Origin of the sequence: Roseovarius sp. TE539 (assembly GCF_003298505.1) — a bacterium.
GTDB lineage: Bacteria > Pseudomonadota > Alphaproteobacteria > Rhodobacterales > Rhodobacteraceae > Roseovarius.
In genome coordinates this window covers 145,660-172,558 of record NZ_QNGB01000006.1, presented here as the reverse complement: position 1 = coordinate 172,558, position 26,899 = coordinate 145,660, and the positions used below count along the sequence as shown (strand labels likewise).

The following is a 26,899-nucleotide window of genomic DNA, read 5'->3' as shown; positions in this document are numbered from 1 at the left end:
CTGCAGGATCCCGACAATCTGTTCTTCGGTGAAGCGTGATTTGCGCATCGTCTGTTCTCCTCGTCGCTTTGAACGTTACGAGAACAAACTCTACTTTTGAATGGCCCGGTTTTGCGGGGGCAGGTCATGGCGGGGGGCTATGACGAAGGCCCGGCGGGCCCCGGGTGGGTTCCTGTGGGCAGGTTGCACGCCTCGCGGAAGGCGTGGATTGCTTCGTCGCCTCCCAACTCTACGTAAAACGGGGAGTGCCCTGCATTCAGCAGGCGCCGCCTCAGCGTCTCGCCCGGTTCGGCTCCCGCGTCGCGAAGGGATTGGATCAGCAGTCGGCGTCCCGCAAGGTTAAGCGGCTTCGCGCCGGCAAGGCTTCTCGCCTCGGCGAAGAGGGGGTGATCCCTTTCGATGCAGTAACCGCCGTCACGGGTCTCCGTGAGCAGCTTGGCAGCCATGTCCGCCGCGGAGGCCGCAGGCCAGGATTCATAACCAATAGATGACGAGTGCAGCGAGGGCGATGGCAGAGAGGAAGACCTTGGGGCAGCGGTCATAGCGGGTTGCGACGCGCCTCCAATCCTTGAGTCTGCCGAACATGATCTCGATGCGGTTGCGCTGCCCCCCCCTTCCGCCGCGCGCGCCCCTGTCGTAAAGAGGCGCCGACGCCACCAGGGGAGAACCATGCAAGAACCCGAAATCACGCCCGACCTGATCGAGGCACACGGCCTCAAGCCCGACGAATACCAGCGTATCCTCGATATCCTCGGCCGGGAGCCCGGTTTCACCGAACTCGGGATCTTCTCGGCGATGTGGAACGAGCACTGCTCCTACAAGTCCTCCAGGAAATGGCTGCGCACCCTGCCCACATCCGGACGCCGGGTGATCTGCGGGCCCGGAGAGAACGCGGGGGTCGTCGATATCGGCGACGGGCAGGCGGTTGTCTTCAAGATGGAAAGCCATAATCACCCCTCCTACATCGAACCCTATCAGGGTGCGGCCACCGGCGTGGGCGGCATCCTGCGCGATGTCTTCACAATGGGCGCGCGTCCGGTGGCGGCAATGAACGCGCTTTCCTTCGGCAGCCCGGATCACCCGCGGACCCGGACCCTGCTGCATGGCGTGGTCGAGGGGATCGGCGGCTATGGCAACTGTTTCGGCGTGCCCACGGTGGGGGGCGAACTGCGCTTCGATCCCGCCTATGATGGCAATTGCCTCGTGAACGCCTTCGCCGCCGGGCTGGCCGAGACAGATGCGATCTTCTATTCCGCCGCCTCCGGCGTGGGCATGCCGGTGGTTTACCTCGGGGCCAGGACGGGGCGCGACGGCGTCGGCGGCGCGACTATGGCCAGCGCCGAATTCGACGAGTCCATCGAGGAAAAGCGCCCCACCGTGCAGGTTGGCGATCCGTTCACCGAAAAACGCCTGATGGAAGCCACGCTGGAGCTGATGGCAACCGGTGCCGTGATCTCGATCCAGGACATGGGCGCGGCGGGCCTGACCTGCTCGGCGGTGGAAATGGGCGACAAGGGCGGGCTCGGTGTCCGGCTGCAACTGGACGATGTCCCGCAGCGCGAGGCGCACATGAGCGCCTACGAGATGATGCTGTCCGAGTCCCAGGAACGGATGCTCATGGTCCTGCGGCCGGAAAAGGAGCGCGAGGCCCGCGAGGTCTTCGAGAAATGGGATCTCGATTTCGCGATTGTCGGAGAAACGATTGCCGAGGACCGTTTCCTTGTCATGCATGGCAATACCGTCAAGGCCGATCTGCCGCTCGCCACCCTTTCAGGCAGCGCCCCCGAATATGACCGCACATGGGAAGAGACACCGGCCCCTGCCCCGCTCGACACCTCGGGCGTGCCGCATATCGACCCGGCGGATGCCCTTGGCGCCCTGCTGGCCAGCCCCAACTACTGTTCGCGCCACTGGGTCTTCGAACAATATGACACCATGGTCATGGCCGATACTGTCCGCCCGCCCGGTCAGGGCGCGGGGTTGATCCGGGTCCACGGAACCGACAAGCTGCTGGCCTTCACCTCAGACGTGACGCCGCGTTACGTCGCCGCCAACCCCGTCGAGGGCGGCAAGCAGGCGGTGGCCGAGGCGTTCCGCAACCTCACCGCCGTTGGCGCGACGCCCCTCGCCGCCACCGACAACCTGAATTTCGGCAACCCCGAAAAACCGGCGATCATGGGCCAGCTCGTGGGTGCCATAAAGGGCATCGGCGCCGCCTGTAGCGCCCTCGACATGCCGGTCGTGTCCGGCAACGTCTCGCTTTACAACGAGACCGACGGCGCCGCGATCCTGCCCACGCCAACCATCGGCGCCGTGGGTCTGATCGAAAACGCCGAGGACGCCATCACCGGCACCGCCCGCGAAGGGCATGTTGCGTTGCTGATCGGCGCCGAGGGCACCCATCTGGGACAATCGGCCCTGCTCGCGGAGGTCTTCAACCGCGCCGAGGGTGATGCGCCCCCCGTCGACCTTGAGGGCGAGCGGCGCAATGGCGAATTCATCCGCGACAACCGCCAATGGATCCGCGCCTGCACCGACATCTCGGATGGCGGTCTGGCATTGGCCGGTTTCGAGATGGCCGACGCCGCCGGGGTTGGCCTCAGCCTCGACAGCAGCGATACCGCCGTGCTGTTCGGCGAGGATCAGGGCCGCTACCTCGTGGCCTGCAGCTTCGACGCCGCCGAGGCGCTGATGATCGCCGCCGGCCGGGCCGGGGTCGAGATCGCCAGCGTCGGGCGCTTCACCGGGGAGGCGATGAAGTTCGGGCGCTCCGAGGCGCCGCTGAACGAACTTTCACGGATCTACCGCGGCACTCTTGCCGAGACCTTCGCCTGATCCTGCCACCGCTCGCGTCCACGCGGGCACGCGAGCGGTGCGAGAGGCGGGAACGAGCCCCGCCCCGCAAAAGGGACCAGTCAAGCCGTGCTTCAGGCGTTGGCTTCCCGGATCTTGTCCGCGGCTTCCTTGTTGTAGGCAACGCCGCTCTGATCGAAATACTGGTCGAGCTCCCCCGAAAGGGTCATCTCCGTGACGATGTCGCAACCGCCCACGAAATCGCCTTTCACATAGAGCTGCGGGATTGTCGGCCAGTCGGAATAATCCTTCACGCCCTGCCGGATCTCCTCGTCGGCCAGCACGTTCACGTCCGAGAACTCCACCCCCATGAAGTTCAGGACCCCCGCCACGCGGGACGAAAACCCGCATTGGGGCATCTCCTTGGTTCCCTTCATGAACAGGACAACATCATTGGATGTCACGGTCTCCTGGATACGGGTCTTGGCATCTGTCATCTGTTTTTTCCTTGCTCGCTGTCGTCATTTTGGTGGGTGTCGCCGTCCGCCTTGCGGGTTTCGAAACCATCCAGCTCGAAGCCGGGGGCTGACGGATCGAAAGGGAACGAGGCCCGCTTGTTCTCGGACGGACCATATCGCCACCAGCGGCTGAATTCCATCCATGCGGCCCAAAGGAATACAACGATGAAGGGCGCGAGAAGCAGGATCACGAACGGGTGGCTGGCAATGTCCACCGCTTCCGTGATCTCGAACGGGAATCTTCGGGATTCTTCGTCTGCCAAGTCGCGCTCCTTTCAGGGCGGGTTTCTTGCCCTCACTCCCTGTTGTCGGTCCGATCGTCTTCATCATGCCGTCCCCGGGAGGTCCTGCCGCCCTCCTCATCGTCGCGGGATGCGTGGACCCGGTCGCGCGGGCGCCGCTTGCCGGAGGAAACGAACCCCTTTGCGTATTGCTGCGGATCGCGGGTGACGCGGATCACGCCGCCATGTCCGCCCCCCATGCCGCCGGCATAGTAGCCCGAATCAATCAGCTGATCGCCCTCGCCCGGGTCGGTGCCGCGGCGGTTCTTGGCGGACTCGGCGCGTGCGCGGCTGCGCGCCAGAAGGCCCACCAGGATCACGATCAACGCGATCCCGCCCGGTATGACAAGCCAGTCCACCGGTCTACTCCGGCGCCTTTGTCGTCAGCGCCAGGGCGTGCAGATCGCCCGAAGGACCATCCATCCGGCCCTTCAGCGCGGCATAGACGGCGCGCTGCTGCTGCACCCGGTTCTTGCCCTTGAAGGATGGGTCAATCACCTCCGCAGCGTAGTGATTGCCGTCTCCGGCCAGGTCGGTGATTGTGATCTGCGCGTCCGGAAAGCTGGCGCGGATCAGATCCTCTATTTCCTGGGCTTGCATGGCCATATGCGCACTCCTCCGCTTGTGACCCACGATGTAGACCGCGTGCCGGCCCGGCGCAAGGCGTGCAGGTGCATGACCGGCGAACCGGCGCCGCAAGCCAGCCCCCGGCCGTCGTCCGCACGGCCTTGCGTCCGCCCGCCGGCTTGGCCATCCTGCGCCGTATGAGCATTGCCACCCGACAGCCCCGAAAGCCACGCACATGACACCGGCGTCTCCGCCGACATGGGGGCTTGTGGCCACGATAAAGGCCAACTCTCGCGATATTCTCGATTTTGCCGCCCATCATATCGCCCTTGGCGCGCACCGTCTGCACATCTACCTCGATGAGGACGCCCCGACAGCCCGTCGTGCCCTCAAGGCGCATCCCAAGGCCCGCGTCACCGTTACCGACGCCGCCTACTGGGCACGGCGCCGCGATGGCCGCCCGGAAAAACATCAGGCACGGCAATCCATCAACGCCACCCGCGCCTACCGTCGAAACCCACAGGTGGACTGGCTCTTGCATCTCGATGTGGATGAATTCCTTATCCCCGCCCGCCCGGTGAGCGCGCAGCTCGCGGCCCTGCCGCCCGGCACCCTCAGCGCCCGCGCCCGCCCGATGGAGGCGCTGGCCCCCGATCCCGACGACCCCCCGCCAGACGGGCTGATACATGCCCGTGCGCTCGCCCTCGATCCGGCCGTGCGGCGCCGGCAAACACGCGCCATCCATCCCGATTTCGGCGATGACCTTGACGGCGGCTTCCTGAGCCACGTCGCTGGCAAAGTCTTCACCCGCACCGGCCAGGACGGCATCGGCCTGCGCATTCACAACGCCCTGCGCGACGGCAGCCGCGATCCCGATTGCGTCGAATTGCCCGACTGCCCGCTCCTGCACCGCCATGCGCCCGATCTGGCGCATTTCCTCGCCGCTTTCCGGTTCCGCCACGCGCGCGGCTCTTACCGGTCGGAACTCAAGCCGGCGCGTGGCGGCGCCGGGCTGACCATGCATCAGTTTTTCGCGGCCCTCGAGTCCGAGGGCGGGAACGACGCGCTCGCCGCCTTCTTCCACGAGGTCTGCACCGCCACGCCGGCGCTGCGCGACAAGCTTTCCCGGCATGGGCTGCTGCGCGAGATCGCCTTCGATCCAGCCCGGACACGCCGCCGGATATTCCCCGACTTGCCCGCGGACGGCTGACCGGGCCGGCGCCCCTGCCACAATTCCCGCCCATCCGTGCGCCGCGCATTGACCCCTGCCCTTGTTTTCCGCTAAAGCACTTGCGATAGGGTCGCCCCAAAAGGGGCCGGCCGGGCCACGCGGGCCCTTATCCGATTTGTCCGACGGGCCGTGAAGGGTCCGTAAACCACGGAACCTCATGACCAAATTTTCTGAACTGAAGCTGAACCCAAAGGTTCTCAAGGCCGTTGAAGAAGCGGGCTACGAAACACCCACCCCCATCCAGGCCGGGGCGATTCCCGCCGCGCTCGAGGGGCGTGACGTGCTTGGCATCGCACAGACCGGAACCGGCAAGACCGCCGGGTTCACATTGCCGATGTTGTCGATGCTGGCACGCGGCCGGGCCCGGGCGCGCATGCCGCGCAGTCTCGTGCTCTGTCCGACCCGTGAACTCGCGGCTCAGGTGGCCGAGAATTTCGATACCTATTCCAAGCATCTCAAGCTCACCAAGGCGCTGCTGATCGGCGGTGTCAGCTTCAAGGAGCAGGACAAGCTGATCGACAAGGGTGTTGATGTGCTGATCGCCACACCGGGCCGCCTTCTCGATCATTTCGAACGCGGCAAGCTCCTGCTCACCGGGGTGCAGATCATGGTCGTGGACGAGGCCGACAGGATGCTCGACATGGGGTTCATCCCCGATATCGAACGGATCTTTTCGCTCACGCCCTTCACACGGCAAACGCTTTTCTTCTCGGCCACCATGGCGCCGGAAATCGAGCGTATCACCAACACCTTCCTGTCCGCGCCCGAACGGATCGAGGTCGCCCGCCAGGCCACCGCCAGCGAAACGATTGACCAGGGCGTCGTGATGTTCAAGCCCTCCCGCCGCGACCGCGCCGACAGCGAGAAACGCAAGGTGCTGCGCGCGATGATCGACGCCGAGGGCGGGGCCTGCACCAACGCGATCATTTTCTGCAATCGCAAGATGGATGTCGACGTGGTGGCGAAATCACTCGCCAAATACGGCTATGACGCCGCCCCGATCCACGGCGATCTGGACCAGAGCCAACGCACCCGCACGCTTGACGGTTTCCGCGCCGGCGACTTGCGTTTTCTCGTCGCCTCCGACGTGGCGGCGCGCGGCCTTGACGTACCGGCGGTCAGCCATGTCTTCAACTACGACGTACCCGGCCACGCCGAGGACTATGTTCACCGCATCGGCCGCACCGGCCGCGCGGGGCGGGAAGGCAAGGCGATGATGATCTGCGGCCCGCGCGATGAAAAGAACCTCGACGCGATCGAAACCCTGATCCAGAAGCCGATTCCGCGCCTCGAGAGCCCGCTGGCCGGGACCGCGACACCTGCCACCGACGCCAAGTCCGCGCCCGCCGCGACAACCGGCGCCGCCGACAAGCCCAAACCCCGGCGCAAGCCTGCGCGAAGCCGCAAGTCCGACAGGCCGGAAACGACACCGGCCTCGGGAACGCCCCGCGAAAACGCCGACTCCGCGCCGCCCGACGACACCGGGCGCCGCCAGCCAGAGGCGGCCACGCCACAACAACCGGACCCGGCGGAGACGCCCGTATCGCAGCCGGAGGCGGAAACCGCAGCAGAACAACCCCGCCGCAAGCAGACCGGCGGACGTGGCGGACGTGGCCGGGGCGAGCGCAAGGGCGGCGACAACAATGTCGTCGGGATGGGCGATCACCTGCCCCAGTTCATCGCGCTCAGCTTCGAGGAACGCCGCGCCGGCTGATCTGCGCCGGTCCGCTTCGGTCGCCCGCCATCCGGCAGCACGCCCGTGCGGCGCCTGAACGCCTTGAAAGGCGACGTCACGATCCTGGTCAAGGCTGCCTTGCAACCCCTTGAGAACGAACAAACATCAGCCCGACATGCGGCTGATGATGATCGTCGTTTCGGGTTTCTTTCCGATCTCGTTGAGGGCGCTTTGCCGCGCCACGCGCCGCAGCCCTTCCTCCAGCTTGTCGTCATCGGCGAGGATCTTGGCCCCGGCCCGGCCCATGAACTGGGAAAGGTCTTCCTCAAGAACCTCGACCAGCGGCGCGCGGCTCCGCCCGGTTTCCGCCAGGCCCTTGATTTCACACCAGGGCTCGCCAAGCGGATCATCCTCCTCATCGAGGATCACATTCACGGTAACGTGGCCGTTCAGGGCCATGCGGATGCGATCCCGCACGATCCCGTCCAGCGCACCCACCTGCACCGATCCGTCCAGGTAAGTCCGCCCGGTCTCGACATACTCCACCACACCCGGCTTTTCCGCACCCAGGTCCAGCATCGTGCCGTTGACCGCAAGAGCGCCCCGTAAGCCATTGTCATTGGCCAGTTTAACATGCTCACGAAGGTGCCGGTGTTCGCCATGCATCGGCACCACGACACCCGGTTTCATCAGATTGTGAAGGCGGATCAGGTCCGGTCGGTTGGCATGGCCCGAAACATGGTAGCGTTCGCTGCTGTCGTCGATCACGTCAACGCCCAGCTCACTGAACTGGTTGATAATCTTTATGACACCCCGCTCATTCCCCGGGATCGTCTTGGAAGAAAACAGGAAACTGTCGCCTTCTTTCATCGTAATCCCCTGAAACTTGCCCTGCGCCAGTTGCGCACTCGCCGCACGCCGTTCGCCCTGGCTTCCGGTGACGATCAGCATCAGGCTTTCGCGTGGAATTTCCTTTGCATTTTCAGGATTTACAGTCTTTGGGAATTCTTTCAGAACGCCGGTTTGAACCGCCGCCTCGATCATCCGGCGCATCGCCCGGCCCATGAGGCACACCGAACGTCCAGCACGTTGCCCCGCCTCCGCCAGGGTTTTGACCCGCGCAACGTTGCTTGCAAATGTCGTCGCCACCACCATACCTTTCGCCGCGCTCACCAGACCTTCGATAGCCGGCGCCAGGCTGCTTTCGGAACGGCCTTCATGGGTATTGAAAACATTGGTGGAATCGCAGATCATCGCGGTGATTCCGGGCGCGGCCACCTCGCGCCAGAGCGCTTCGTCAAAGGGCTCTCCGACGCCCGGATCGGTGTCGATCTTGAAATCGCCAGAATGCACGACGCGCCCCGCCGGGGTGTCGATCGCCAATCCTGAACTCTCCGGAATCGAATGGGAAATTGGAACAAAACCCACAGTGAACGGCCCCGCCGTCACGGTTTCGGGCCACGCACCCGCGGTACGCACCGCTTTCTCGGGGTGGCCATGTTCCTCCATCTTGCGACGCGCGATATTGGCCGTGAAGGCCCGTGCATGAATCGGCGCCCCCAACCGTTCGTAATAATGCGCCACCGCGCCCACATGATCCTCGTGGGCATGGGTGATGAAAATCCCGTCCAATCTTTCGCGGCGGTCCTGAAGCCATTGAATATCCGGGAAAATAAGGTCAACGCCAGGGCTGCTGTCCATGTCGGGAAAGGTCACGCCGAGATCCACGAGGATCAGACGCTCCTTGCCGGGCTTGCCATAGCCATACACATAGGCGTTCATGCCGATTTCACCCGCCCCGCCAAGTGGCAGATAGATCAATCTTTCACTGCTCATAGGTTGTTGTTGTCCTTGTTGTATTGGTAGATAACGGAAAGGCCGTGGATGGTCAGGAACTCATCGAAGTCGTCAAACAAATCCCCGGCCTGTGCAAATAGCGGCGCCAGTCCGCCGGTCGAGATCACCTTCATCGGGGTCTCGTATTCTCCCTTTATACGTTCACAAATGCCGCTGACCAGTCCGGCATAGCCCCAGAATACGCCGGATTGCATGCAATCCACCGTGTTCGTGCCGATCACCTTTTGCGGTTTGGTCACGTCCACATGCGGCAATGCGGCCGCCATCTCGTGCAAGGCCTGCAGTGACAGGTTGACCCCCGGTGCGATCACCCCGCCCACGTAGGCGCCATCATGGGCCACGACGTCGAACGTGGTGGCGGTGCCGAAATCGACGACGATGAGATCCCCACCATACCGCGCATAGGCCCCCGCGGCATTGACAAGGCGGTCCGGCCCGACGGTTGTCCCCTCGTCCACGCGCGGTTGCGCCGGCAGCATGCAGTCCGGCTTGCCGACCACCAGGGGCCGGCAATTGAAGTACCTGTCCGAAAGGACCCGCAGGTTGAAAACCACCCGTGGCACGGTCGAACTGATGATGACGGCGTTGATATCCATCTCGATGCGGTGATGTCGCAACAGCGAGGACAGCCATACGTAGTATTGGTCCGCCGTGCGCTGATGTTCCGTCGAAGCGCGCAGCGTGCAAAGGAAACGCGACCCGTCCCAGATCGCGAAGACGGTGTTGGTATTGCCGCAGTCAATCGCCAGAAGCATTATCCGACCCTCATTTCAGAAAAACACGTCGGCAGCGGAAAGCGTCACTCGCCCGCGCGGCGTGGATAGAACAAGATTGCCGGCGGCGTCCACAGTCTCGAATTTCCCGGCAATCTCCTCACGGGCGGTGCGCGCGGTTATTGCCTCGCCCAAGCGCGCGGCCTGGTCCAGCCACGCGGCGCGCACCGGTGCAAACCCGTAAGTGACAAGCTGCGCCTCGTGTCGCGCAAAAGCCGGCGCCAGAAGATCGAGGAAGGCCTCGGGCGCCACGTCCGTCCCGGTTTCGGAGAGAAGCGAAACGGGGCGCACTGCGCCCGCCTCCAGAGAGTCCGGCGCCGGTGCGCTCCGCAGGTTGACACCAAAGCCGATGGCGACATGGTCGATCCGCCCGGATGCGCTTGCGCTCTCCAGAAGGATCCCTGCCAGCTTGCCGCCGTTCAGCAACACGTCATTGGGCCACTTGAGGGCAAATCCCTCGGCCCTGCCGGTGACAGCCACGGTGGCGTCGAAAAGCGCCAGCGCCGCCACGAAGGATCGCAAGGCCACCAGTTCCGGCGCTCCCCCCACGGGCATCACCAGAGTCGCCGCGAAATTGCCCTGCGGATTGGCCCATGCCCGGCCGCGCCGGCCGCGCGCGTCAGTCTGATGTAGCCCCAGGATCCATTCGGGACCTTGCAGGGACGGTGCGATGCGTGCAGCTTCCGCGTTGGTGCTGTCCACCCGGGCAAGCACACGTCGTCCATAGCCGGCGGGCCAGCTGTTCACGGGCATCGCGCCTTCATCTTTCCGGAAACACTCCCGCCGGAGGCCCGCGCCCGGTACGGGCGCGTCACCGTCATGCGGCGCGCCCCCGGCGCGCCACCACCGGGAAACGATGCCCGACCTCTGCCCGGATCAGTTGACAAGTGTCGCCGCCGCAGCCTGCGCGACGCTCTCGACACCGAACATGTTGACGATACCGACAAGCATCACCGCCGAAGACGCCATCAACAAGCCCCACAAGACGGGTGAACGTCCGGCGTCCAGCGTTTCCCCCTCCTCGCCGAAATACATGTAATAGACGATGCGCAGGTAATAGAACGCGCCGATCACGCTGGCGATCACGCCGGCCACGGCCAGCCACACAAGACCCCCTTCATAGGCTGCGCGCAACACGTAGAGCTTGCCGAAGAACCCCAGGAGCGGAGGAACGCCCGCGAGGCTGAAAAGCAGTACCAGCATGGCCAGCGCCCGTCCCGGATGGGCCCGGGAATAGAGATTGAGGCTGGAGATGTCGGTTACGGGCTGCCCGTCACGTTCCATTGAAAGGATGAAGGCGAACGTCCCGACGTTCATTGTGACGTAAATCGCCATGTAGATCAGCATTGCCTGCACCCCGAAGACCGTCCCGGCAGCCAGCCCCATCAGCGCATACCCCATGTGCGCGATCGAGGAATAGGCCATCAGCCGCTTGATATCGGTCTGCCCGATCGCGGCGACCGCCCCCAGGAACATCGACAACACGCTGAGCAGCGCCAGGATTTGCTGCCAGTCCCGCACCACGCCTCCGAACGCGTCATGGACCACACGCGCAAACAGCGCCATCGCCGCCATCTTGGGCGCGGTGGCGAAAAAGGCCGTGATCGGCGTGGGCGACCCTTCATAGACATCCGGCGTCCACATGTGGAAGGGCACCGCCGAAATCTTGAAGGCAAGCCCCGAGACCACGAAGACAAGTCCGATCAGAAGCCCCAGCGGAGCCTGGCCCTGGGCCGCGTCGATGATCCCGGAAAAGAGGGTCGTGCCGGCGTAGCCGTAGGTCAGCGACGCCCCGTAGAGCAGCAACCCGGAACTGAGTGCGCCAAGAACGAAATACTTCAATCCGGCTTCCGTGGACTTGGCGCTGTCCCGCCGCAGCGAAGCGACGACATAAAGCGCCAGCGACTGAAGCTCGAGCCCCATGTAGAGCGCCATCAGGTCGCCCGCGCTGACCATCATCATCATTCCGACCGCCGAAAGCGCCACGAGGAGCGGAAACTCGAATCTCAGCAAGTCACGCCGGGCCATGTATTCCTGCCCCATCACCAGCACCGCCGCGGCGGAGACAAGGATCGTGACCTTGGCAAATCGCGCGAAACCGTCGTCATGGAACATCCCGTCGAAGGCCACCCGGGTGCCGTTTCCCGTAGCCCCGATCCACAGCGCCATGACGCCCAGAAGCGCCGCCGTCAGCCATACCAGCAGCCCGGCCATACGATCCTGCCCCGAATAGGCCGCGAAAAGGAGCGCGGCCATGGCATAGACCGAGATCACGATCTCGGGCAGGATAATGTTGAGATCAGCCTGCATCGTCAGACCCTCCGGTTCAATGCGACGTCTCTGCCAGCTGCGCGGCGCTGTGCGCCTCCGCCAGGGCAGTGTCGTAGTTGGAAATCAGTGCCTCTACGGAAGGCCCGATGATATCGGTCACTAGGCTGGGATAAACGCCAAGCAAAAGCGTCATCGCCACCAGCGGTGCAAAGATCGCCCGCTCGCGCCGGCTCATGTCGGTGATGGATTTGAGGCTTTCCCTGATCAGTTCGCCCATCACCACACGGCGATACAGCCAGAGCGCATAGGCCGCCGACAGGATGACGCCCGAGGTGGCCACCAGCGCAACCCAGGTATTGACCTGGAAGATGCCGAGCAGGGTCAGGAATTCCCCCACGAAACCCGAGGTGCCCGGTAACCCGACATTGGCCATGGTGAACAGCATGAAGATCAGCGCATAGGCCGGCATGCGGTTGACCAGCCCGCCATACGCGTCGATCTCGCGGGTGTGCATCCGGTCGTAGATCACGCCCACGCACAGAAAGAGCGCGCCGGAAATGAAGCCGTGGCTGATCATCTGGAAGATCGCGCCGTCGATCCCCTGCTGATTGGCCGCGAAGATGCCCATGGTGACATAGCCCATATGCGCGACCGACGAATAGGCGATCAGCTTCTTCATGTCCTCCTGCGCCAGGGCCACGAGAGAGGTATAGACGATGGCGATCGCCGACATCCACAGGATCAGCGGTGTCAGCACCTCCGCGCCTACCGGGAACATCGGCAGCGAGAAGCGCAGGAACCCGTAGCCGCCCATCTTGAGCAGGATCGCGGCCAGCACCACGGACCCTGCGGTCGGCGCCTGCACATGCGCGTCCGGCAGCCACGTGTGTACCGGCCACATCGGCATCTTGACGGCGAAACTGGCAAAGAATGCGATGAACATCAGCGTCTGCATGCCGCCGATGATCTGGATGCCCATCAGACTGAAACTTTCCGACGCGAATTCATGGCGCATCAGGGTCGGGATGTCGGTGGTGCCGGCCTCGGCGAACATCGCGACCATCGCCACCAGCATCAGGACGGATCCGAGGAACGTGTAAAGGAAGAACTTGAAAGAGGCATAGATGCGTTCCTTGCCGCCCCAGATCCCGATGATCAGGAACATCGGGATCAGCCCGGCTTCGAAGAACAGGTAGAACAGCACCAGGTCGAGCGCCATGAAAACGCCCAGCATGAGCGTTTCCAGCACCAGGAAGGCGATCATGTATTCCTTGACCCGCTCGGTCACATTCCACGAGGCGGCTATGGTCAGCGGCATGATGAACGTGGTCAGCAGCACGAAGAGCACGCTGATACCGTCCACGCCCATCTTGTATTTGAGCCCGAGCAGCCATTCGCGCTCTTCCACGAACTGGAACCCGGTATCCTGAGGATCGAACTGCGCCAGGATGAACAGCGACACCAGGAAGGTCAGCGTCGTCGCCACAAGCGCGACCCACTTGGCATTCCGCTGTGCAGCCTCGTTTTCCCCGCGCAGGAAAATTGCCAGAATCGCCGCCGCGATCAGGGGGATGAAGGTGACGATGGAAAGCAGGTTGTCCATTACTGGCCTCCCCCGGAAATCGTGAGCCACGTGATCAGGACCGCGATGCCGATGACCATGGCGAAGGCATAGGTGAAGATGTAACCTGATTGCGCCCGCCCCGCGAGACGCGTGAAGAAGGGGATGATCCCCATGGCGACCCCATTGAGGAACCCGTCTATCACGCCACCGTCACCGCGCCGCCAGAGAGCGCGGCCAAGGGCCTTTGCCGGACGCACGAGAATGGCGTCGTAGATCTCGTCGAAATACCACTTGTTTAGCAGGAACAGATAAAGAGGCCTCTGGTTCTCGGCCAGCTTGCGGGGCATCGAGGGATCCCAGATATAGAACCACAATGCCGTGATCAGACCGATCAGCATGGCGATGAACGGGCTCAGCTTGACCCATGTCGGAACGTAATGCGCCTCGTGCAGGACCGTGTTGTCCGGCGCGATGAAGATCGCCGCCTCGCCCGGACCGCTTTCCATCACGTAATGCAGTTCAGAGGCTTTCGGACTGCGTTCGGCCACCGCCTCGACCAGTTCCTGTGTCGGCTCGCCGTATTTGCCGCCGAAGAACTTCACCACCTCGTTGGTCTTGCCGAAGAAGCTGCCGTACCAGATCGCCCCGGCAAAGATCGCGCCAACCGCCAGCACGCCGAGGGGCACCAGCATGACCTTCGGGCTTTCATGGGCATGCTCGTGCGTGTGCTTGTCGCCGCGCGGATCGCCCCAGAAAGTCATGAACATCAGCCGCCAGCTGTAGAAGCTGGTGAACAGGGCGGCGATGACGAGCATCCAGAAGGCAAAGCCGCCCGCCGTGCCGGCATAGGCGCTTTCGATCACCGCGTCTTTCGAGGCGAAACCGGCAAAGCCGATCCACCCCGTCAGCGGAATGCCCACCCCGGTGATCGCCAGCGTGCCGATCAGCATGGCCACGAACGTATAGGGCATCTTGTGACGCAGGCCACCATAATGACGCATGTCCTGTTCGTGATGCATCCCGTGGATGACCGACCCGGCACCAAGAAACAGCATGGCCTTGAAGAAGGCGTGGGTGAGAAGATGGAACATCGCCACCGAGTAGACCCCCACTCCGGCCGCGACGAACATGTATCCCAGCTGGCTACAGGTCGAATAGGCGATGACCCGCTTGATGTCGTTCTGGACCAACCCCACGGTCGCCGCGAAGAATGCGGTACTGGCGCCGATGAAAGTCACCACGGCCAGCGCCTCCGGCGCGTATTCAAACACCGGCGACATCCGGCAGACCAGGAACACGCCCGCCGTGACCATCGTCGCGGCGTGGATCAGCGCCGACACCGGGGTCGGGCCTTCCATCGCGTCGGGCAGCCACGTATGCAGGAAAAGCTGTGCCGATTTTCCCATAGCTCCCACGAACAGAAGGAACGCGATCAGGTTGGCCGCGTTCCAATCCGTCCACAGGAATGTCAGTTGCGTCTCCGCCAGTTCCGGCGCCGCTGCAAAGATATCGTCAAAACGGATCGAATCGGTCAGGAAGAAAAGCGCCATGATCCCGAGCGCGAAGCCGAAGTCGCCCACGCGATTGACCACGAACGCCTTGATCGCCGCCGCGTTGGCCGAGGATTTCCGGTAATAGAAACCGATCAGCAAGTAGGAGGCCAGACCGACCCCTTCCCAGCCGAAAAACATCTGCGCCAGATTGTCGGCGGTCACCAGCATCAGCATGGCGAAGGTGAAGAACGACAGGTAGGCGAAGAAACGCGGCCTGTAGCTTTCGGTCTTGTCGTCGAAGTTCTCGTCATGGGCCATGTAGCCCATGGAATAGAGATGCACGAGCGCCGACACCGTGGTCACCACGATCAGCATGATCGCCGTCAGTCGGTCAAGCCGGATCGCCCACGCGGTATTGAGGGTGCCCGATTGCACCCAGTCAAGCACATGAATGAAATGGGTCTGTCCGTCGTGGCCCAGAAAAATCACCCAGCTGAGCGCGCAGGACAGGAACAGAAGACCGGTGGTCAGCCATTGCGCCCCGGCATCACCGATGATCCGCCAGCCGAACCCCGCGATGATGGCCCCCACAAGCGGCGCGAACAGGATGATCGTTTCCATCACTTCAACCTTTCATCACATTGACGTCTTCCACGGCGATGGTGCCGCGGTTGCGGAAGAAGCACACCAGGATCGCCAACCCGATCGCCGCTTCGGCGGCGGCCACGGTGAGTACGAAAAGGGTGAAGACCTGCCCCACAAGATCGCCCGCATGGCTGGAGAAGGCCACGAGGTTGATATTGACCGACAGCAGCATCAATTCGATCGACATCAGCAGTATGATCACGTTCTTCCGGTTCAGGAAGAGGCCGAAAATGCCGATGACGAAAAGCGCCGCCGCGACCGTCAGGTAATGTTCAAGTCCGATCATGTCTGTCCCTCCGGGCCTTTGCCCGATTTTTCGTCCGTTTCAGCCACCCGGAACGCAACGGGCGCGTTTTTTATCTTGTCCTCCCGGGATTGCCCCGGGATTTTCCGCCGGTCCAACGGGCCCCGGATCAGGCCCGGGACGAGCCGGCCCTCCTCAGAGGCCCTGACCCGGTTTCACGTCCTTCAGTTCCATCGCTTTCGCCGGATCGCGGTACATCTGTGCCAGCACGTCCTGACGCTTGATGTCCTGACGGTGGCGCAGGGTCAGGACGATCGCACCGACCATCGCCACCAGCAGGATGAGCCCGGCGAGCTGGAACAGCAGGAAATACTTGTCGTAAAGCAGCAGGCCAAGCGCCTCGGTGTTATGGCGGTCATCAGGAATTACAGCAGCGCGCGCGCCCTTGGCGCCCTCTGCCGTTTCCCAGCTTCCGAACGCCAAACCCAGCTGCATCAAAAGGATCACGCCTATCAGCAATGCCAGCGGCATGTATTTCGCCATCTCGGCCTTGAGTTCGGCGAAATCGACATCGAGCATCATCACGACGAAAAGGAACAGCACCGCGACGGCGCCGACATAGACAATGATAAGGAGCATCGCCACGAATTCGGCCCCGAGAAGCACGAACAAGCCGGCGGAACTGATGAAGGCAAGTATCAGCCAGAGAACCGAGTGGACGGGATTGCGGCTGATAACGGTGAACAGCCCCCCCACCAGAACCGAAACCGCAAAAAGATAGAATGACAGCGCCGCGATAGTCATGTCCCGGGTTCCTCTTTCCTGTCCTCTTCCAGCACCTCCCGCGCGATCTCCATCGCCCGGGTCATGGACGGGATCCCCGCGAACATCGACATCTGCGCGATGGTCTCGGCAATCTCGTCCTTGGTCGCCCCTGCTTCCAGCGCGTGGCGCACGGTCATCCGCACATGCGTATCGCTCTGGGCCCCCAGCATCGTCAACCCCGCCAGCGTCAGAAGCAGCCGCGTCTTGGCGTCCAGCCCGTCCTTGTTGAGCCCACGCCCGAAACTCATCTCCATGAATTCCTTGGGCATCGTCGGCCACATCTTTTCCAACCCCTTGGGCGAGAAAGATTCAAGGGCAGGGTTCATGGCCTTCGCCATCTCCTGCGCCTGCGCCATCATCAGCTCGAAGGGGTTTTTCTGATCGGTCATCTGTAAGGTGCGTCCAGTTCGAGATTGCGGGCGATCTCGGCTTCCCAGCGGTCGCCATTCTCCAGAAGTTTCGCCTTGTCGTAGAAAAGCTCTTCACGCGTCTCGGTGGCGAATTCGAAATTCGGGCCTTCCACGATCGCATCTACCGGACACGCCTCCTGGCAGAAACCGCAATAGATGCACTTCGTCATGTCAATGTCGTAGCGCGTGGTTCGGCGCGAGCCGTCATCACGCGGTTCGGCGTCGATCGTGATGGCCTGTGCGGGGCAAATCGCCTCGCACAGCTTGCACGCGATGCAGCGTTCCTCGCCGTTGGGATAACGCCTGAGCGCATGCTCCCCCCGGAATCGCGGGGAAAGAGGCCCTTTTTCATGCGGATAGTTCAAGGTTGCTTTCGGTGCGAAGAAATACCTGAGCCCCAGCCCGAAGCCCTTGATGAAATCCTTGAGCAGGAAATACCCCGCCGCACGGCCATAGTCGATTTGCGTCATGTCTCAGCTCCTGGGATGTTCCAGCCGGGTCTCGCCGGCGGTCGCATGACCTTGCCAGCGCGTCTCATAGTCGCTTTGCAGCGCAATGTCAGGCAAGTGTGACGTTTCCGTTTTTTCCACTTCGTAATACAGATAGGTCCGGCCCGGCCCGATCTTGCCCCGCAGGCGCAGCCGCCGCCCGGTGATCGCCGGGTCGCTGAGCCGGACGTGGCCAAACCCCTCGATGTCCGGATCAATCGGAATGGCCCGGCAGTCGATGACCCGGCAGTTGCAGGCACGGTGCCAGAATGTCCAGACCAGTTCGGGGTTGAACTGGTACATGCCATGCCCGTGCCACCCGTTAAGACCGTTGTTCGAAATCAGCCGCCCGCCCGGCCTGAGCATCCGGTACACGCATTCCAGCGCATTGGGCACGTTGAACACATGTTCGATCGTGCCGCCGTCCAGAATCATGTCGAATTGCCCTTCAAGCTCGGGCGGTGGCAGATGATTGAGATCGTGCAGCACCGTTGCGCCTTCGTAGTCCGAGAAATCCATCGTCTCGACGTCGCCGAAGCCCAGCTTGCGAAGAAGCGTTTCGGCATAGCCGTCTTCTTGAAGGAAATCGGAATATGCCACCTCGATCCTGTTGCGCCGCAGGGACCGCTTGTAGTGCCGTCGCTGTTTTCCCTGGACCTTGAACCCCTGACGGCCCAGCATCAGCGTCCGACCGTCCGGTTGAAACCGGGTCGAAAGCTCCACGAGCCTGTCAAAAAGGACATAATCCACACCCACGGGGTATCAGCCTCCCATAGCCCAACGGGCCCAGAACCCGCCCAGGACCTCGAATTTTGCCAGGAACGACACGATAACCACCCAACCCAGGCTGAGCGGCAGGAACACCTTCCAGCCGATGCGCATCAGCTGATCGTAGCGGTAACGCGGGGTGATGGCCTTTATCATCGCGAAGATGAAGAAGAAGAAGAACATCTTTCCGACCATCCAGATCGCCCCGTCGGGCAGGCCCGGGATCGGGCTCAGCCAGCCGCCGAAGAAAAGCAGCGACGTGAGCGCGCACATCAGGAAGATGGCGATGTATTCCCCGGCCATGAAGAGCAGGAAGGGCGTTGCGGAATATTCCACCTGATAGCCAGCCACCAGTTCCGATTCCGCTTCCGGCAGGTCGAATGGTGGCCGGTTGGTTTCCGCCAGCGCCGAGATGAAGAACAGGAACACCATCGGCAGGTGCGGCAACCAGTACCAGCCGAAGAAGCCGTACGCCGTGTCCTGTGCCGCGACGATGGACCCGAAATTCATGCTCCCGGTCGAGATGATGACCCCGATGATGATCAGCCCGATCGAGACTTCATAGGAAATCATCTGCGCGGCCGAGCGCAAAGACCCGAGGAACGGGTACTTTGAGTTCGAGGCCCACCCCCCCATTATCACGCCATAAACTTCAAGAGAGGAAACCGCGAAGACATAGAGAATCGCGACATTGATATCCGAAAGAACCCAGTTCTCGTTGAACGGGATCACCGCCCAGGCGATCACCGCCAAAACGAAACTTGTAAGCGGTGCCAGCAGAAAAACGGTACGGTCGGCGCCCGCCGGAACGACCACTTCCTTGACCACATATTTCAGCGCGTCGGCGATCGTTTGCAGAAGTCCGTAAATACCCACCACGTTGGGGCCGCGGCGCATCTGTACCGCAGCCCAGATCTTGCGATCACCATAGACCAGCACGAGCAGGCTGATCATGACGAAGCCCAGCACGGCCAGGCACTGCGCCACGATGATCACCGCAATCCCGAGCGGGGTTGTAAAGAAGTCTGCCATCAGTCCCTCATACCATCGGTATTCCGTTTTCCGCGCAATCCGCGGCGACGACTTCGGCGTCGATCGTCTTCAGCCCGCGCGGCAGCGCCGACGATATCGTATAAACCGCATCGCCGCGCCAGATTCCACCCTCTTCGGAAATATTCGTTCGAACGTGCCGTGCGAATCCGTACCCCCGGATGAGCGCGTATTGCGCCGCCGCGCATTCCGCGTAACGGTCAACATCCGTTCCGTCGCGGGCCCCGCCCATGGTGACGTGGAAATTCACCAGATCCCCGTCCAGAAGCCGCGTCTCAATGCCCCGATAATCCGGTTTGAACGCCGTCTCGTTGTCACCGGGTGCCGCCTCGCAGCCCGAAACCGCGCCCGCAAGCACCACCGCCACGGGCGGAGACAGGGCCACGCGCCGCATCACTCCGCCGCCATCCGGCCGTCCCGGCGCGCGCGGGCCTCGGCGCTGAGTTGCGCCATCAGCTCGCTGGCCCGCGCGATCGGGTTGCTCAGGTAGTGATCCGAGATCGCCCGCCCCATCTGTCCGCTGCCCAGTTCGATGGACGGAACCAGTGTCCAGTCGTTTTCGGGAACTTCGTCTATGCGCGCAAGGTGCGGAACCTCTTCGACCAGCGCCCGGCGCAGTTGCGGCAGGCTGTCATAGGGCAGGACCGATCCGATCTCACCCGACAATGCACGCAGGATCGCCCAGTTTTCCTTGGCCTCGCCGGGCGGGTGGCCGGCCCTAAGCGCCAGTTGCGGGCGCCCCTCGGTATTGACGAACAGCCCTTGTTCTTCGGTATAGGCCGCCGCCGGCAGGATCACGTCGGCACGGTGTGCACCACGATCCCCGTGGCTGCCCTGGTAGATGACGAACGGACCGTCCGGGACCGCGATTTCGTCAGCGCCCAGGTTGTAGACAACGTCTGCCCCGTCAAGGGCCGCATCCACACCGCCTTCGGTCGTGCAGCCGGCATCCATTGCCCCCACGCGCGCCGCGGCCGTATGCAGAACCAGAAGCCTGCCGCCCAGTTTTTCGGTCAACTGCATGGCCTGGCTCATGACGGCCGCGCCGTTGCCGTCACACACGCCACCCTGACCGAGAATCACCAGGGCGCCCTCAGTCGGCTCGGCCCCGTTGACCAGACGCAGAAGATAGCGGTTTCCGGCCCCCAGTTGCGTGGCGTCATATGTCAGGTCTGCGTGCTGGCCAACATGGGTCACCTCGGCGCCGCGCAACCAGGCCTTGCGGATGCGCGCATTGAGAACCGGTGCCTCGTCCCGCGGGTTCGTGCCGATGAGATAGATCGCCTTCGCGGTGTCGATATCCTCGATCCGGGCGTTCCCGACATACGCTGATCGGTTATCACGCGGCAGCCTTGCACCATCGGTGCGGCATTCGACCTTGCCACCCTGCCCCCCGACAAGCTGACGCAAGGCAAAGGCCGCCTCGACCGGGGCCAGATCTCCGACCAGCCCGGCGACGCTGCCGGCGCCCCTGACCGCCTGTGCGGCCGTTTCAAGGGCTTCCCCCCAGCCGGCCGGGCGCAGCTTGCCGTTCTCGCGCACATAGGGCCTGTCAAGACGCTGGCGGCGCAGCCCGTCCCAGACGAAACGGGTCTTGTCGGAAATCCATTCCTCGTTCACCCCGTCATGGTTGCGCGGCAGGATACGCATCACTTCGCGTCCCTTCGTGTCGACCCGGATATTGCTGCCGAGCGCATCCATGACATCGATCGTCTCGGTCTTGGAAAGTTCCCACGGCCGTGCGGTGAACGCGTAAGGCTTCGATGTCAGGGCCCCCACCGGGCACAGGTCGATGATGTTGCCCTGCAGTTCCGAATCCAGCGTCTCGCCCAGATAGGACGTGATCTCGGCATCCTCTCCACGTCCGGTCTGGCCCATCTTGCTGATACCGGCGACCTCGGTCGTGAAGCGCACGCAGCGGGTACAGGAAATGCAGCGCGTCATGTGCGTTTCGACCAGCGGACCGAGGTCGAGATCGTCCACCGCGCGCTTGGGTTCGCGGAAGCGGCTGAAATCGACACCGTAGGCCATGGCCTGATCCTGCAGGTCGCACTCGCCGCCCTGGTCGCAGATCGGGCAATCCAGCGGGTGATTGATGAGCAGGAACTCCATCACCCCCTCGCGGGCCTTTCGCACCATCGGCGTGTTGGTCTTGACATGCGGCAGTTCGCCCTCCGGGCCGGGCCGGAGATCCTTGACCTGCATCGCGCAGGAGGCGGCCGGTTTCGGCGGACCCGGTGTCACCTCGACAAGACACATCCGGCAATTGCCCGCGATGGACAGCCGCTCGTGATAGCAGAAACGCGGGATTTCCACCCCGGCTTGTTCACAGGCCTGGATGAGGGTCATGCGCCCGTCAACCTCGACCTCGGAGCCGTCAATCAGGATTTTGCGTAGGTCAGCCATGGTTGCTCACTTTGCTTTCAGAAATATGCCGATCGAACTGCCATTGGCGATCTCGGCCTGACCGAGGGCGCAGAACGTGTCGGGACGGGACGGATCGACCCCCTTTGCGGCCAGGTAGGCTTCGCCCTTGCGGCGCAATCTGGCCTCTTCTTCGTCGCTGTCGACATAGGCGTCGATCTCGGCGTCGGAATACCCGCGGGCGCGGGCCATCCGTTCAAGGCCCTTCATGTAGATGAGCGCCTTGAATACGCGGCCCTGGATACTGTCGCAATTCTTCCGTATCTCGTCGGCGATACCCACGGCCAGAAGTCCCGCATTGATGTCATCCTCCGACGAGAGGCCCGGCCGCGCATCGGCCGCCGCGGCAGCGCCGAACCCCACGCCGGACAGCACGGTCAGTATCATAACAAAGCGCATGACGGACCTCCTTTTGCACGATGCGGAGGACATGTTGACACACGCCTCCCCACGGCGCAGGGACCAACACCCCCGCCTGTCATGCAATAACAGGCAGCGTGTATCCTGCATATGGTGATGGTTCCACCTACCATTCCCTGCACCGTCCGGAAAAGATCAGATCACCGCCGCTGCGCAGAAGCGCCGCTTCGGGTGCGTCCGGCCCGCCATTTTTCCAGGCAATGTCGGAACTGCCAAAAGTTTCCACGCAGAACCGCACCCCTTCGTGGCGTCCCGCCTCGCGGGCGCCGGCAAGCCCCTGCTCCGTATTGCGCACGCTGACCGTGAAGGCCCGGCGATCATCACGATCCTCCTGCAGCTTGACGGGATAATAGTTGCCATCGAACAACGTTCGATCACCCGGCTTGCCGCAGGCCGCCATGGCAAACGCCCCCGCCAGACAAAAAAGGCCGATGCGGATACGCGCCATCGTCATTCCTGAAATGCCTCCCGGATCGCCATCGCGGCCACCGCCTGTGCGTATACTGCCATCGCATCGGTCATTTCATCATGCCTTCCTGACGTTCCATCATCCTCTCAGCCGCCGCTCTGACACAGCACGTCATAGCGCGCCAGCCCGTCCTCAACACCAAGGACCAGAGACACCAGAACGGTGCGTTCGCCACAGGCCAGCCGTTCGGCGAAGCCGACCGCCTGCGCCAGTTCCGCATCACCGATCAGGTTGCCGTCCCGCCGCTTCATGCCGATCAGCACCTGTTCCGCCCGAATGGATTTGCCGGCATCGCTGTTCAGGGTCACGGTACGACGCTCGGCTGTCGCCTCGTAAGTCTTCGACCGCACTGTTTCGGCGGCCGCCGGTCCCGCCGCACACAACAATGCCGCCATGATCGCATGTCCCGCCAATCCGATCCTGCGCTTCATGTGCATATCTCCTGCCTTCAGCCAATCATTCAGCCCGCCACCCGCGTGGCGTGCGCCTTCATTCGGCCGCGACCGCGCTGACGCGGCCGGATTTCTGCGCCTTGATGCGATCCTCGATCTCGTCCCGGAAATTCCGGATCAGGCCCTGAATGGGCCACGCCGCGGCATCGCCCAGGGCACAGATCGTATGCCCCTCGACCTGCTTGGACACATCGAACAGCATGTCGATTTCCTCGACCTCGGCTTCGCCCCGGACCAGCCGGTCCATGACCCGCATCATCCATCCGGTCCCTTCCCGGCAGGGTGTGCACTGTCCGCAGCTTTCGTGCTTGTAGAACTTGGAAAGCCGCCAGATCGCCTTGATGATGTCCGTCGACTGATCCATCACAATGACCGCCGCCGTGCCCAACGAGGAGCCGCACTCCTTCAGACCGTCGAAATCCATCACCGCGTCGCGAATGTTCTCGCCGCGGACGCACGGCACCGAGGAGCCGCCGGGAATCACTGCCTTCAGGTTGCCCCATCCGCCACGGATACCGCCACAATGGGTTTCGATGAGTTCCTCGAAGGAGAGCGACATCTCGTCCTCGACCACACACGGCGTGTTCACATGCCCCGAGATCGCATAGATCTTGGTGCCGGTGTTGTTGGCGCGCCCGAAGGAGGCGAACCATTCGGGGCCGCGCCTGAGGATCGTTGGCACCACGGCGATAGATTCGACATTGTTGACCGTGGTCGGGCAGCCGTAGACACCCGCCATCGCGGGAAACGGTGGCTTCATCCGCGGCATGCCCTTCTTGCCCTCCAGGCTTTCCAGAAGCGCGGTTTCCTCGCCGCAAATGTAGGCGCCGGCACCGTGGGTCAGGTAAAGATCGAAATCCCATCCGGAACCGCAGGCATTCCGTCCGATCAGCCCGTCCTCATAGGCTTCGTCAATCGCCGCCTGAAGAACTTCCCGTTCCCGGATGTATTCCCCGCGGATATAAATGAAACAGGCATGCGCGTTCATCGCGAAACTTGCGATCAGGCAGCCTTCGATCAGGGTGTGCGGATCGTGGCGCATGATCTCGCGGTCCTTGCAGGTTCCGGGCTCGGATTCGTCTGCATTGACAACCAGATACGCTGGCCGGCCGTCGCTTTCCTTGGGCATGAACGACCATTTCAGGCCGGTCGGAAAGCCGGCACCGCCGCGCCCGCGCAGCCCGCTGGCTTTCATCTGCTCAACGATCCAGTCCCGGCCCTGCCGGATCATCCCGGCGGTGCCGTCCCAATGTCCCCGCGCCCTGGCGCCCTTCAGGCTGCGGTCATGCATCCCGTAAAGGTTGGTGAAGATGCGATCTTCGTCTTTCAGCATCCCGTTACCCCTGATTGCTCTGGCGCGCACGCCAGATTTGGTAGATCAAAATGAAGGCCCAGACAAAGCCGGCCAGTGCCAGCAGGTCGAACAGTGCCCTGGTCCGGTTGTCCAATCCCATCTGTCCGCCGATGAACGTCGCGAGAGCCCACAACACGGCCGTTCCCGCGATAACCAACGCGGTGAACCGGCCCTTTCGCGCAATCTGTTGGTCGCCGTCCGCCATCGTCATCCGCTTCAGTAAACGTCGCCGTCCCCGACCCGTTTGGAAAATTCGGTTTCACCGCCAGCGGCAAGCACCTTTGCCTGCTCCACCCAGCCGTCGCGGCTGACCCTGCCCTTGAAACCCTTTATGTTTCCGTCAACCCAGGCCACCTCCTCGTCGTCCCAGGCTGCGATCTGGTCGAAATGATAAAAGCCCATACCGTTCAGCATCTGCTCCAGCTTGGGACCGACGCCCTTGATCTGCTTGAGGTCGTCGGGCCGGCCGCCGCGCGCAGCCTCCAGGGCCGCAGGCCGCCGGCCCTCGCTATCCCCGCCGCGGGCGTCATCGCCATCGGCCGCCGATGCGCCGCTGCCGGAGCCGTCACCGCCTTCGTAACGCCATTCCCCCTTGCGCTGCGCAAGTTCTTCCTCGCCGTCGAGAACCGTTCCCGAGGCCACTTTGGGCGCCTCCTCGTCCTTGTCTTCGGGGTCTCCCGACCCGGTGGCGCCAACCGCATCCTGCGCCTTGCCCCGCACGGTTTCCACGGTCTCGGAGGCCTTTTCTTCTGCCGCCCTGGCCGCGGACTCGGCCTTTTCCTCGGCGGCCTTCGCGGTTTTCGCGGCCTTTTCCTCGGTGGCTTTCGCGGCTTCGGCCGCCTTGTTCTTGGCCGCCTCGGCGGCGCCGGCCGCGCGATCCCTGACCGATCCCGCAGCGGACGCCGCGCTGGCGGCGGCATCATCGGAAGAAAGGATACGTCCGCCGGTGCAGAAGATCCGGGTCGTCGCAAGCCCGAGCAACGCCGCCAGGGCAACGCCGATCAGCAAGGCCACCAGAAACCCGGTGGCCGACGCGACAGACACCAGCACCACCAGACCGATGATTGCGGCAAGTGCCCAACAGATCAATCTGCAGGTATCAAAACTTTCGGAATTCGACATGTCTCATAACCCTCCAAGTGGTATGATGCCGGACAATATCAATAAATATCGTCCCGTTTGGCGCGTTTCGAGAACTCGGTCTCGTCGCCCGCTGCCAGCCTTCCTGCCTGTTTGACCCAGTTGTCGCGGGTCACCCGCCCCTTGAAGCCCGTCAAATTTTCATCGACCCAGGCTATTTCGTCCGCACTCCATCCAGCGATCTGATCGTAATGAAAGAAACCCATTGAATTCAATAGATTTTCAAGCTTCGGTCCGATACCCTTGATCATCTTGAGATCATCCGCGCCCCCTTCCCGCGGCGCATCGAGAACCGCCGGGCGCTTCCCGGGGCCGGGCCCGGCCTCTTCCTTGTCGCCCATTTTCTCGGGCGCGGGTTTCGGCGTCGTCTCGCCGGACGACTCCGCCGCCGCGGGGGCCTGTCCGGCCTTCGGGCTGTCCGTCCGCGCCGGGGGGGTCGGCGCCGCGATTTCGGGCGCGGACGGATCATGGTTCGCCCCCTTCTCGCGCCACGGAGTCAGCAGCGGACCTTCGGACCCATCGATCCGTTTGACCGTATCGCCAAGCTGCATGGCCAATGCCACACTGGCATTGAACTTCGTACGGCCGCTTTCGAAGTCCTTCAGGCTGGTCAAACCGGTCTCGGGCTCGGAAGCATACCGCCCGTTCTGGGGCCCGGGCTCCGGCACCCTGCCACCGGCCAGCGCGTCGATGATGTCCCCCAGCCGGTCGGCTGTCAGATCCTCGTAATAATCCTTGCCGATCTGCGCCATCGGCGCATTGGCACAGGCGCCCAGGCATTCGACCTCTTCCCACGAGAACTTGCCGTCCTCGCTCAGTTCATGCGGATTGGCGGCGATCTTTTCGCGGCAGACGCCGACCAGATCCTCGGCACCGCATATCATGCAGGAGGTGGTGCCACAGACCTGGATGTGCGCGACGCTGCCCACCGGCTGAAGATGAAACATGAAGTAGAATGTCGCCACCTCCAGCGCGCGGATGTAATCCATGTCCAGCATGTCGGCCACATGCTCGATCGCGGGCCGTGTCAGCCAGCCCTCCTGCTCCTGGGCCCGCCACAGCAGCGGGATGATCGCGCTGGCCTGGCGGCCATCGGGGAACTTGGTGACCTGCGCCTCGGCCCACGCCTTGTTGTCGGGCGTGAAGGCGAAGCTTTCGGGTTGCTCTTGGTGCAATCTGCGCAGCAT

At 63.0% G+C, this 26,899-nt stretch carries 29 protein-coding genes and 1 pseudogene; 3 read left to right on the top strand and 27 right to left on the bottom strand.

The features are described from left to right. Positions 1 to 137: 137 nt before the first annotated feature. Together DQW77_RS06455 and DQW77_RS06450 are read right to left on the bottom strand one after the other, a co-directional pair. On the bottom strand, positions 138 to 446 hold the full coding sequence (locus DQW77_RS06455; RefSeq protein WP_113257364.1) for a hypothetical protein: 309 nt from the start codon (positions 444 to 446) through the stop codon (positions 138 to 140). Positions 447 to 474: 28 nt separating this feature from the next. Beyond that, positions 475 to 606, bottom strand: a pseudogene (locus DQW77_RS06450) (transposase); the annotation flags it as partial. 63 nt (positions 607 to 669) lie between these two features. Between DQW77_RS06450 and purL the strand changes: the two are divergent. Continuing rightward, on the top strand, positions 670 to 2,835 hold the full coding sequence (gene purL / locus DQW77_RS06445) for a phosphoribosylformylglycinamidine synthase subunit PurL (protein ID WP_113257363.1): 2,166 nt from the start codon (positions 670 to 672) through the stop codon (positions 2,833 to 2,835). A 92-nt stretch (positions 2,836 to 2,927) separates the two neighbouring features. On the opposite strand, the gene grxD is transcribed toward purL, so the two are convergent. From grxD to DQW77_RS06425, 4 genes are read right to left on the bottom strand one after another with little or no spacing between them, the layout of a single operon-like run. Next, entirely contained in the window at positions 2,928 to 3,290 is a 363-nt protein-coding gene (grxD, locus tag DQW77_RS06440) for a Grx4 family monothiol glutaredoxin (protein WP_113257362.1), read from the bottom strand. Then, positions 3,287 to 3,574 carry a hypothetical protein gene (locus DQW77_RS06435; protein ID WP_113257361.1) on the bottom strand — a complete coding sequence of 96 codons (288 nt, stop codon included), beginning with the start codon at positions 3,572 to 3,574 and terminating at the stop codon, positions 3,287 to 3,289. The genes grxD and DQW77_RS06435 overlap by 4 nt, the downstream gene beginning before the upstream one ends. 32 nt (positions 3,575 to 3,606) lie before the next feature. Further along, a complete protein-coding gene (locus DQW77_RS06430) occupies positions 3,607 to 3,951 on the bottom strand; it encodes a hypothetical protein (protein ID WP_113257360.1) in 345 nt (114 codons plus the stop codon). 4 nt (positions 3,952 to 3,955) lie between these two features. Next, entirely contained in the window at positions 3,956 to 4,198 is a 243-nt protein-coding gene (locus tag DQW77_RS06425) for a BolA family protein (protein ID WP_113257359.1), read from the bottom strand. Between the two features lie 196 nt (positions 4,199 to 4,394). Between DQW77_RS06425 and DQW77_RS06420 the strand changes: the two genes are divergently transcribed. After that, complete coding sequence (locus DQW77_RS06420) at positions 4,395 to 5,369, top strand: glycosyltransferase family 2 protein (RefSeq protein ID WP_113257358.1); 975 nt, start codon at positions 4,395 to 4,397, stop codon at positions 5,367 to 5,369. 178 nt (positions 5,370 to 5,547) lie between these two features. Next, positions 5,548 to 7,104 carry a DEAD/DEAH box helicase gene (locus DQW77_RS06415; protein WP_113257357.1) on the top strand — a complete coding sequence of 519 codons (1,557 nt, stop codon included), beginning with the start codon at positions 5,548 to 5,550 and terminating at the stop codon, positions 7,102 to 7,104. A gap of 126 nt (positions 7,105 to 7,230) precedes the next feature. Here the strand turns inward: DQW77_RS06415 and DQW77_RS06410 are convergent, their stop codons facing one another. From DQW77_RS06410 to DQW77_RS06310, 21 genes are all read right to left on the bottom strand, one after another. Beyond that, positions 7,231 to 8,901 (bottom strand): ribonuclease J, encoded by a 1,671-nt coding sequence (locus tag DQW77_RS06410; RefSeq protein WP_113257356.1) that lies wholly within the window; start codon positions 8,899 to 8,901, stop codon positions 7,231 to 7,233. Continuing rightward, the gene (locus DQW77_RS06405; protein ID WP_113257355.1) at positions 8,898 to 9,677 is read right to left on the bottom strand and encodes a type III pantothenate kinase; all 780 of its coding nucleotides are present in this window, start codon (positions 9,675 to 9,677) and stop codon (positions 8,898 to 8,900) included. Before DQW77_RS06405 ends, DQW77_RS06410 begins: the two co-directional genes overlap by 4 nt. 15 nt (positions 9,678 to 9,692) lie before the next feature. Further along, entirely contained in the window at positions 9,693 to 10,442 is a 750-nt protein-coding gene (locus tag DQW77_RS06400; protein ID WP_181711203.1) for a biotin--[acetyl-CoA-carboxylase] ligase, read from the bottom strand. 129 nt (positions 10,443 to 10,571) lie between these two features. Further along, positions 10,572 to 12,005, bottom strand: coding sequence for an NADH-quinone oxidoreductase subunit NuoN (nuoN, locus tag DQW77_RS06395; RefSeq protein WP_113257353.1), 1,434 nt, complete (start codon positions 12,003 to 12,005; stop codon positions 10,572 to 10,574). A gap of 16 nt (positions 12,006 to 12,021) precedes the next feature. Next, positions 12,022 to 13,569: an NADH-quinone oxidoreductase subunit M gene (locus DQW77_RS06390; RefSeq protein WP_113257352.1), complete on the bottom strand. Its 1,548-nt coding sequence runs from the start codon at positions 13,567 to 13,569 to the stop codon at positions 12,022 to 12,024. Beyond that, positions 13,569 to 15,644, bottom strand: coding sequence for an NADH-quinone oxidoreductase subunit L (gene nuoL, locus DQW77_RS06385; protein WP_113257351.1), 2,076 nt, complete (start codon positions 15,642 to 15,644; stop codon positions 13,569 to 13,571). Before nuoL ends, DQW77_RS06390 begins: the two co-directional genes overlap by 1 nt. Positions 15,645 to 15,648: 4 nt before the next feature. Then, complete coding sequence (gene nuoK / locus DQW77_RS06380) at positions 15,649 to 15,954, bottom strand: NADH-quinone oxidoreductase subunit NuoK (RefSeq protein ID WP_113257350.1); 306 nt, start codon at positions 15,952 to 15,954, stop codon at positions 15,649 to 15,651. A 153-nt stretch (positions 15,955 to 16,107) separates the two neighbouring features. Continuing rightward, the gene (locus tag DQW77_RS06375; protein ID WP_113257349.1) at positions 16,108 to 16,716 is read right to left on the bottom strand and encodes an NADH-quinone oxidoreductase subunit J; all 609 of its coding nucleotides are present in this window, start codon (positions 16,714 to 16,716) and stop codon (positions 16,108 to 16,110) included. Then, positions 16,713 to 17,126, bottom strand: a complete 414-nt coding sequence (locus DQW77_RS06370) for a carboxymuconolactone decarboxylase family protein (RefSeq protein WP_113257348.1) — start codon at positions 17,124 to 17,126, stop codon at positions 16,713 to 16,715. The genes DQW77_RS06375 and DQW77_RS06370 overlap by 4 nt, the downstream gene beginning before the upstream one ends. Then, complete coding sequence (gene nuoI, locus DQW77_RS06365) at positions 17,123 to 17,617, bottom strand: NADH-quinone oxidoreductase subunit NuoI (RefSeq protein ID WP_113257347.1); 495 nt, start codon at positions 17,615 to 17,617, stop codon at positions 17,123 to 17,125. Before nuoI ends, DQW77_RS06370 begins: the two co-directional genes overlap by 4 nt. Before the next feature lie 3 nt (positions 17,618 to 17,620). Continuing rightward, positions 17,621 to 18,391, bottom strand: coding sequence for a trans-aconitate 2-methyltransferase (locus tag DQW77_RS06360; RefSeq protein WP_113257346.1), 771 nt, complete (start codon positions 18,389 to 18,391; stop codon positions 17,621 to 17,623). 6 nt (positions 18,392 to 18,397) lie between these two features. Then, positions 18,398 to 19,435, bottom strand: coding sequence for an NADH-quinone oxidoreductase subunit NuoH (gene nuoH, locus DQW77_RS06355; protein ID WP_113257345.1), 1,038 nt, complete (start codon positions 19,433 to 19,435; stop codon positions 18,398 to 18,400). Positions 19,436 to 19,442: 7 nt separating this feature from the next. Then, on the bottom strand, positions 19,443 to 19,847 hold the full coding sequence (locus DQW77_RS06350; protein WP_113257344.1) for a hypothetical protein: 405 nt from the start codon (positions 19,845 to 19,847) through the stop codon (positions 19,443 to 19,445). After that, positions 19,847 to 21,859 (bottom strand): NADH-quinone oxidoreductase subunit NuoG, encoded by a 2,013-nt coding sequence (gene nuoG, locus DQW77_RS06345; RefSeq protein WP_113257343.1) that lies wholly within the window; start codon positions 21,857 to 21,859, stop codon positions 19,847 to 19,849. Before nuoG ends, DQW77_RS06350 begins: the two co-directional genes overlap by 1 nt. A gap of 6 nt (positions 21,860 to 21,865) precedes the next feature. Then, the gene (locus tag DQW77_RS06340) at positions 21,866 to 22,276 is read right to left on the bottom strand and encodes a DUF5333 domain-containing protein (RefSeq protein ID WP_258523721.1); all 411 of its coding nucleotides are present in this window, start codon (positions 22,274 to 22,276) and stop codon (positions 21,866 to 21,868) included. A gap of 127 nt (positions 22,277 to 22,403) precedes the next feature. Continuing rightward, a complete protein-coding gene (locus tag DQW77_RS06335; protein ID WP_147094936.1) occupies positions 22,404 to 22,745 on the bottom strand; it encodes a hypothetical protein in 342 nt (113 codons plus the stop codon). 107 nt (positions 22,746 to 22,852) lie between these two features. Further along, complete coding sequence (locus tag DQW77_RS06330; protein ID WP_147094935.1) at positions 22,853 to 23,197, bottom strand: hypothetical protein; 345 nt, start codon at positions 23,195 to 23,197, stop codon at positions 22,853 to 22,855. A gap of 58 nt (positions 23,198 to 23,255) precedes the next feature. Next, a complete protein-coding gene (gene nuoF, locus DQW77_RS06325; protein WP_113257340.1) occupies positions 23,256 to 24,551 on the bottom strand; it encodes an NADH-quinone oxidoreductase subunit NuoF in 1,296 nt (431 codons plus the stop codon). A 4-nt stretch (positions 24,552 to 24,555) separates the two neighbouring features. Beyond that, on the bottom strand, positions 24,556 to 24,777 hold the full coding sequence (locus tag DQW77_RS06320; protein ID WP_113257387.1) for a DUF5337 domain-containing protein: 222 nt from the start codon (positions 24,775 to 24,777) through the stop codon (positions 24,556 to 24,558). A gap of 11 nt (positions 24,778 to 24,788) precedes the next feature. After that, positions 24,789 to 25,694 (bottom strand): endonuclease, encoded by a 906-nt coding sequence (locus tag DQW77_RS06315; protein WP_113257339.1) that lies wholly within the window; start codon positions 25,692 to 25,694, stop codon positions 24,789 to 24,791. Between the two features lie 38 nt (positions 25,695 to 25,732). After that, positions 25,733 to 26,899, bottom strand: coding sequence for an NADH-quinone oxidoreductase subunit E (locus tag DQW77_RS06310; RefSeq protein WP_113257338.1), 1,167 nt, complete (start codon positions 26,897 to 26,899; stop codon positions 25,733 to 25,735).

What these genes read in the sequence shown, in the direction of transcription:
- DQW77_RS06455 (WP_113257364.1), bottom strand. Translation starts at nt 446, where the DNA reads ATGGCTGCCAAGCTGCTCACGGAGACCCGTGACGGCGGTTACTGCATC.
- purL (WP_113257363.1), top strand. Translation starts at nt 670, where the DNA reads ATGCAAGAACCCGAAATCACGCCCGACCTGATCGAGGCACACGGCCTC.
- grxD (WP_113257362.1), bottom strand. Translation starts at nt 3,290, where the DNA reads ATGACAGATGCCAAGACCCGTATCCAGGAGACCGTGACATCCAATGAT.
- DQW77_RS06425 (WP_113257359.1), bottom strand. Translation starts at nt 4,198, where the DNA reads ATGGCCATGCAAGCCCAGGAAATAGAGGATCTGATCCGCGCCAGCTTT.
- DQW77_RS06420 (WP_113257358.1), top strand. Translation starts at nt 4,395, where the DNA reads ATGACACCGGCGTCTCCGCCGACATGGGGGCTTGTGGCCACGATAAAG.
- DQW77_RS06415 (WP_113257357.1), top strand. Translation starts at nt 5,548, where the DNA reads ATGACCAAATTTTCTGAACTGAAGCTGAACCCAAAGGTTCTCAAGGCC.
- DQW77_RS06410 (WP_113257356.1), bottom strand. Translation starts at nt 8,901, where the DNA reads ATGAGCAGTGAAAGATTGATCTATCTGCCACTTGGCGGGGCGGGTGAA.
- DQW77_RS06405 (WP_113257355.1), bottom strand. Translation starts at nt 9,677, where the DNA reads ATGCTTCTGGCGATTGACTGCGGCAATACCAACACCGTCTTCGCGATC.
- nuoN (WP_113257353.1), bottom strand. Translation starts at nt 12,005, where the DNA reads ATGCAGGCTGATCTCAACATTATCCTGCCCGAGATCGTGATCTCGGTC.
- DQW77_RS06390 (WP_113257352.1), bottom strand. Translation starts at nt 13,569, where the DNA reads ATGGACAACCTGCTTTCCATCGTCACCTTCATCCCCCTGATCGCGGCG.
- nuoL (WP_113257351.1), bottom strand. Translation starts at nt 15,644, where the DNA reads ATGGAAACGATCATCCTGTTCGCGCCGCTTGTGGGGGCCATCATCGCG.
- nuoK (WP_113257350.1), bottom strand. Translation starts at nt 15,954, where the DNA reads ATGATCGGACTTGAACATTACCTGACGGTCGCGGCGGCGCTTTTCGTC.
- DQW77_RS06375 (WP_113257349.1), bottom strand. Translation starts at nt 16,716, where the DNA reads ATGACTATCGCGGCGCTGTCATTCTATCTTTTTGCGGTTTCGGTTCTG.
- DQW77_RS06370 (WP_113257348.1), bottom strand. Translation starts at nt 17,126, where the DNA reads ATGACCGATCAGAAAAACCCCTTCGAGCTGATGATGGCGCAGGCGCAG.
- nuoI (WP_113257347.1), bottom strand. Translation starts at nt 17,617, where the DNA reads ATGACGCAAATCGACTATGGCCGTGCGGCGGGGTATTTCCTGCTCAAG.
- nuoH (WP_113257345.1), bottom strand. Translation starts at nt 19,435, where the DNA reads ATGGCAGACTTCTTTACAACCCCGCTCGGGATTGCGGTGATCATCGTG.
- DQW77_RS06350 (WP_113257344.1), bottom strand. Translation starts at nt 19,847, where the DNA reads ATGCGGCGCGTGGCCCTGTCTCCGCCCGTGGCGGTGGTGCTTGCGGGC.
- nuoG (WP_113257343.1), bottom strand. Translation starts at nt 21,859, where the DNA reads ATGGCTGACCTACGCAAAATCCTGATTGACGGCTCCGAGGTCGAGGTT.
- DQW77_RS06340 (WP_258523721.1), bottom strand. Translation starts at nt 22,276, where the DNA reads ATGCGCTTTGTTATGATACTGACCGTGCTGTCCGGCGTGGGGTTCGGC.
- DQW77_RS06335 (WP_147094936.1), bottom strand. Translation starts at nt 22,745, where the DNA reads ATGGCGCGTATCCGCATCGGCCTTTTTTGTCTGGCGGGGGCGTTTGCC.
- DQW77_RS06330 (WP_147094935.1), bottom strand. Translation starts at nt 23,197, where the DNA reads ATGAAGCGCAGGATCGGATTGGCGGGACATGCGATCATGGCGGCATTG.
- nuoF (WP_113257340.1), bottom strand. Translation starts at nt 24,551, where the DNA reads ATGCTGAAAGACGAAGATCGCATCTTCACCAACCTTTACGGGATGCAT.
- DQW77_RS06320 (WP_113257387.1), bottom strand. Translation starts at nt 24,777, where the DNA reads ATGGCGGACGGCGACCAACAGATTGCGCGAAAGGGCCGGTTCACCGCG.
- DQW77_RS06315 (WP_113257339.1), bottom strand. Translation starts at nt 25,694, where the DNA reads ATGTCGAATTCCGAAAGTTTTGATACCTGCAGATTGATCTGTTGGGCA.
- DQW77_RS06310 (WP_113257338.1), bottom strand. Translation starts at nt 26,899, where the DNA reads ATGCTGCGCAGATTGCACCAAGAGCAACCCGAAAGCTTCGCCTTCACG.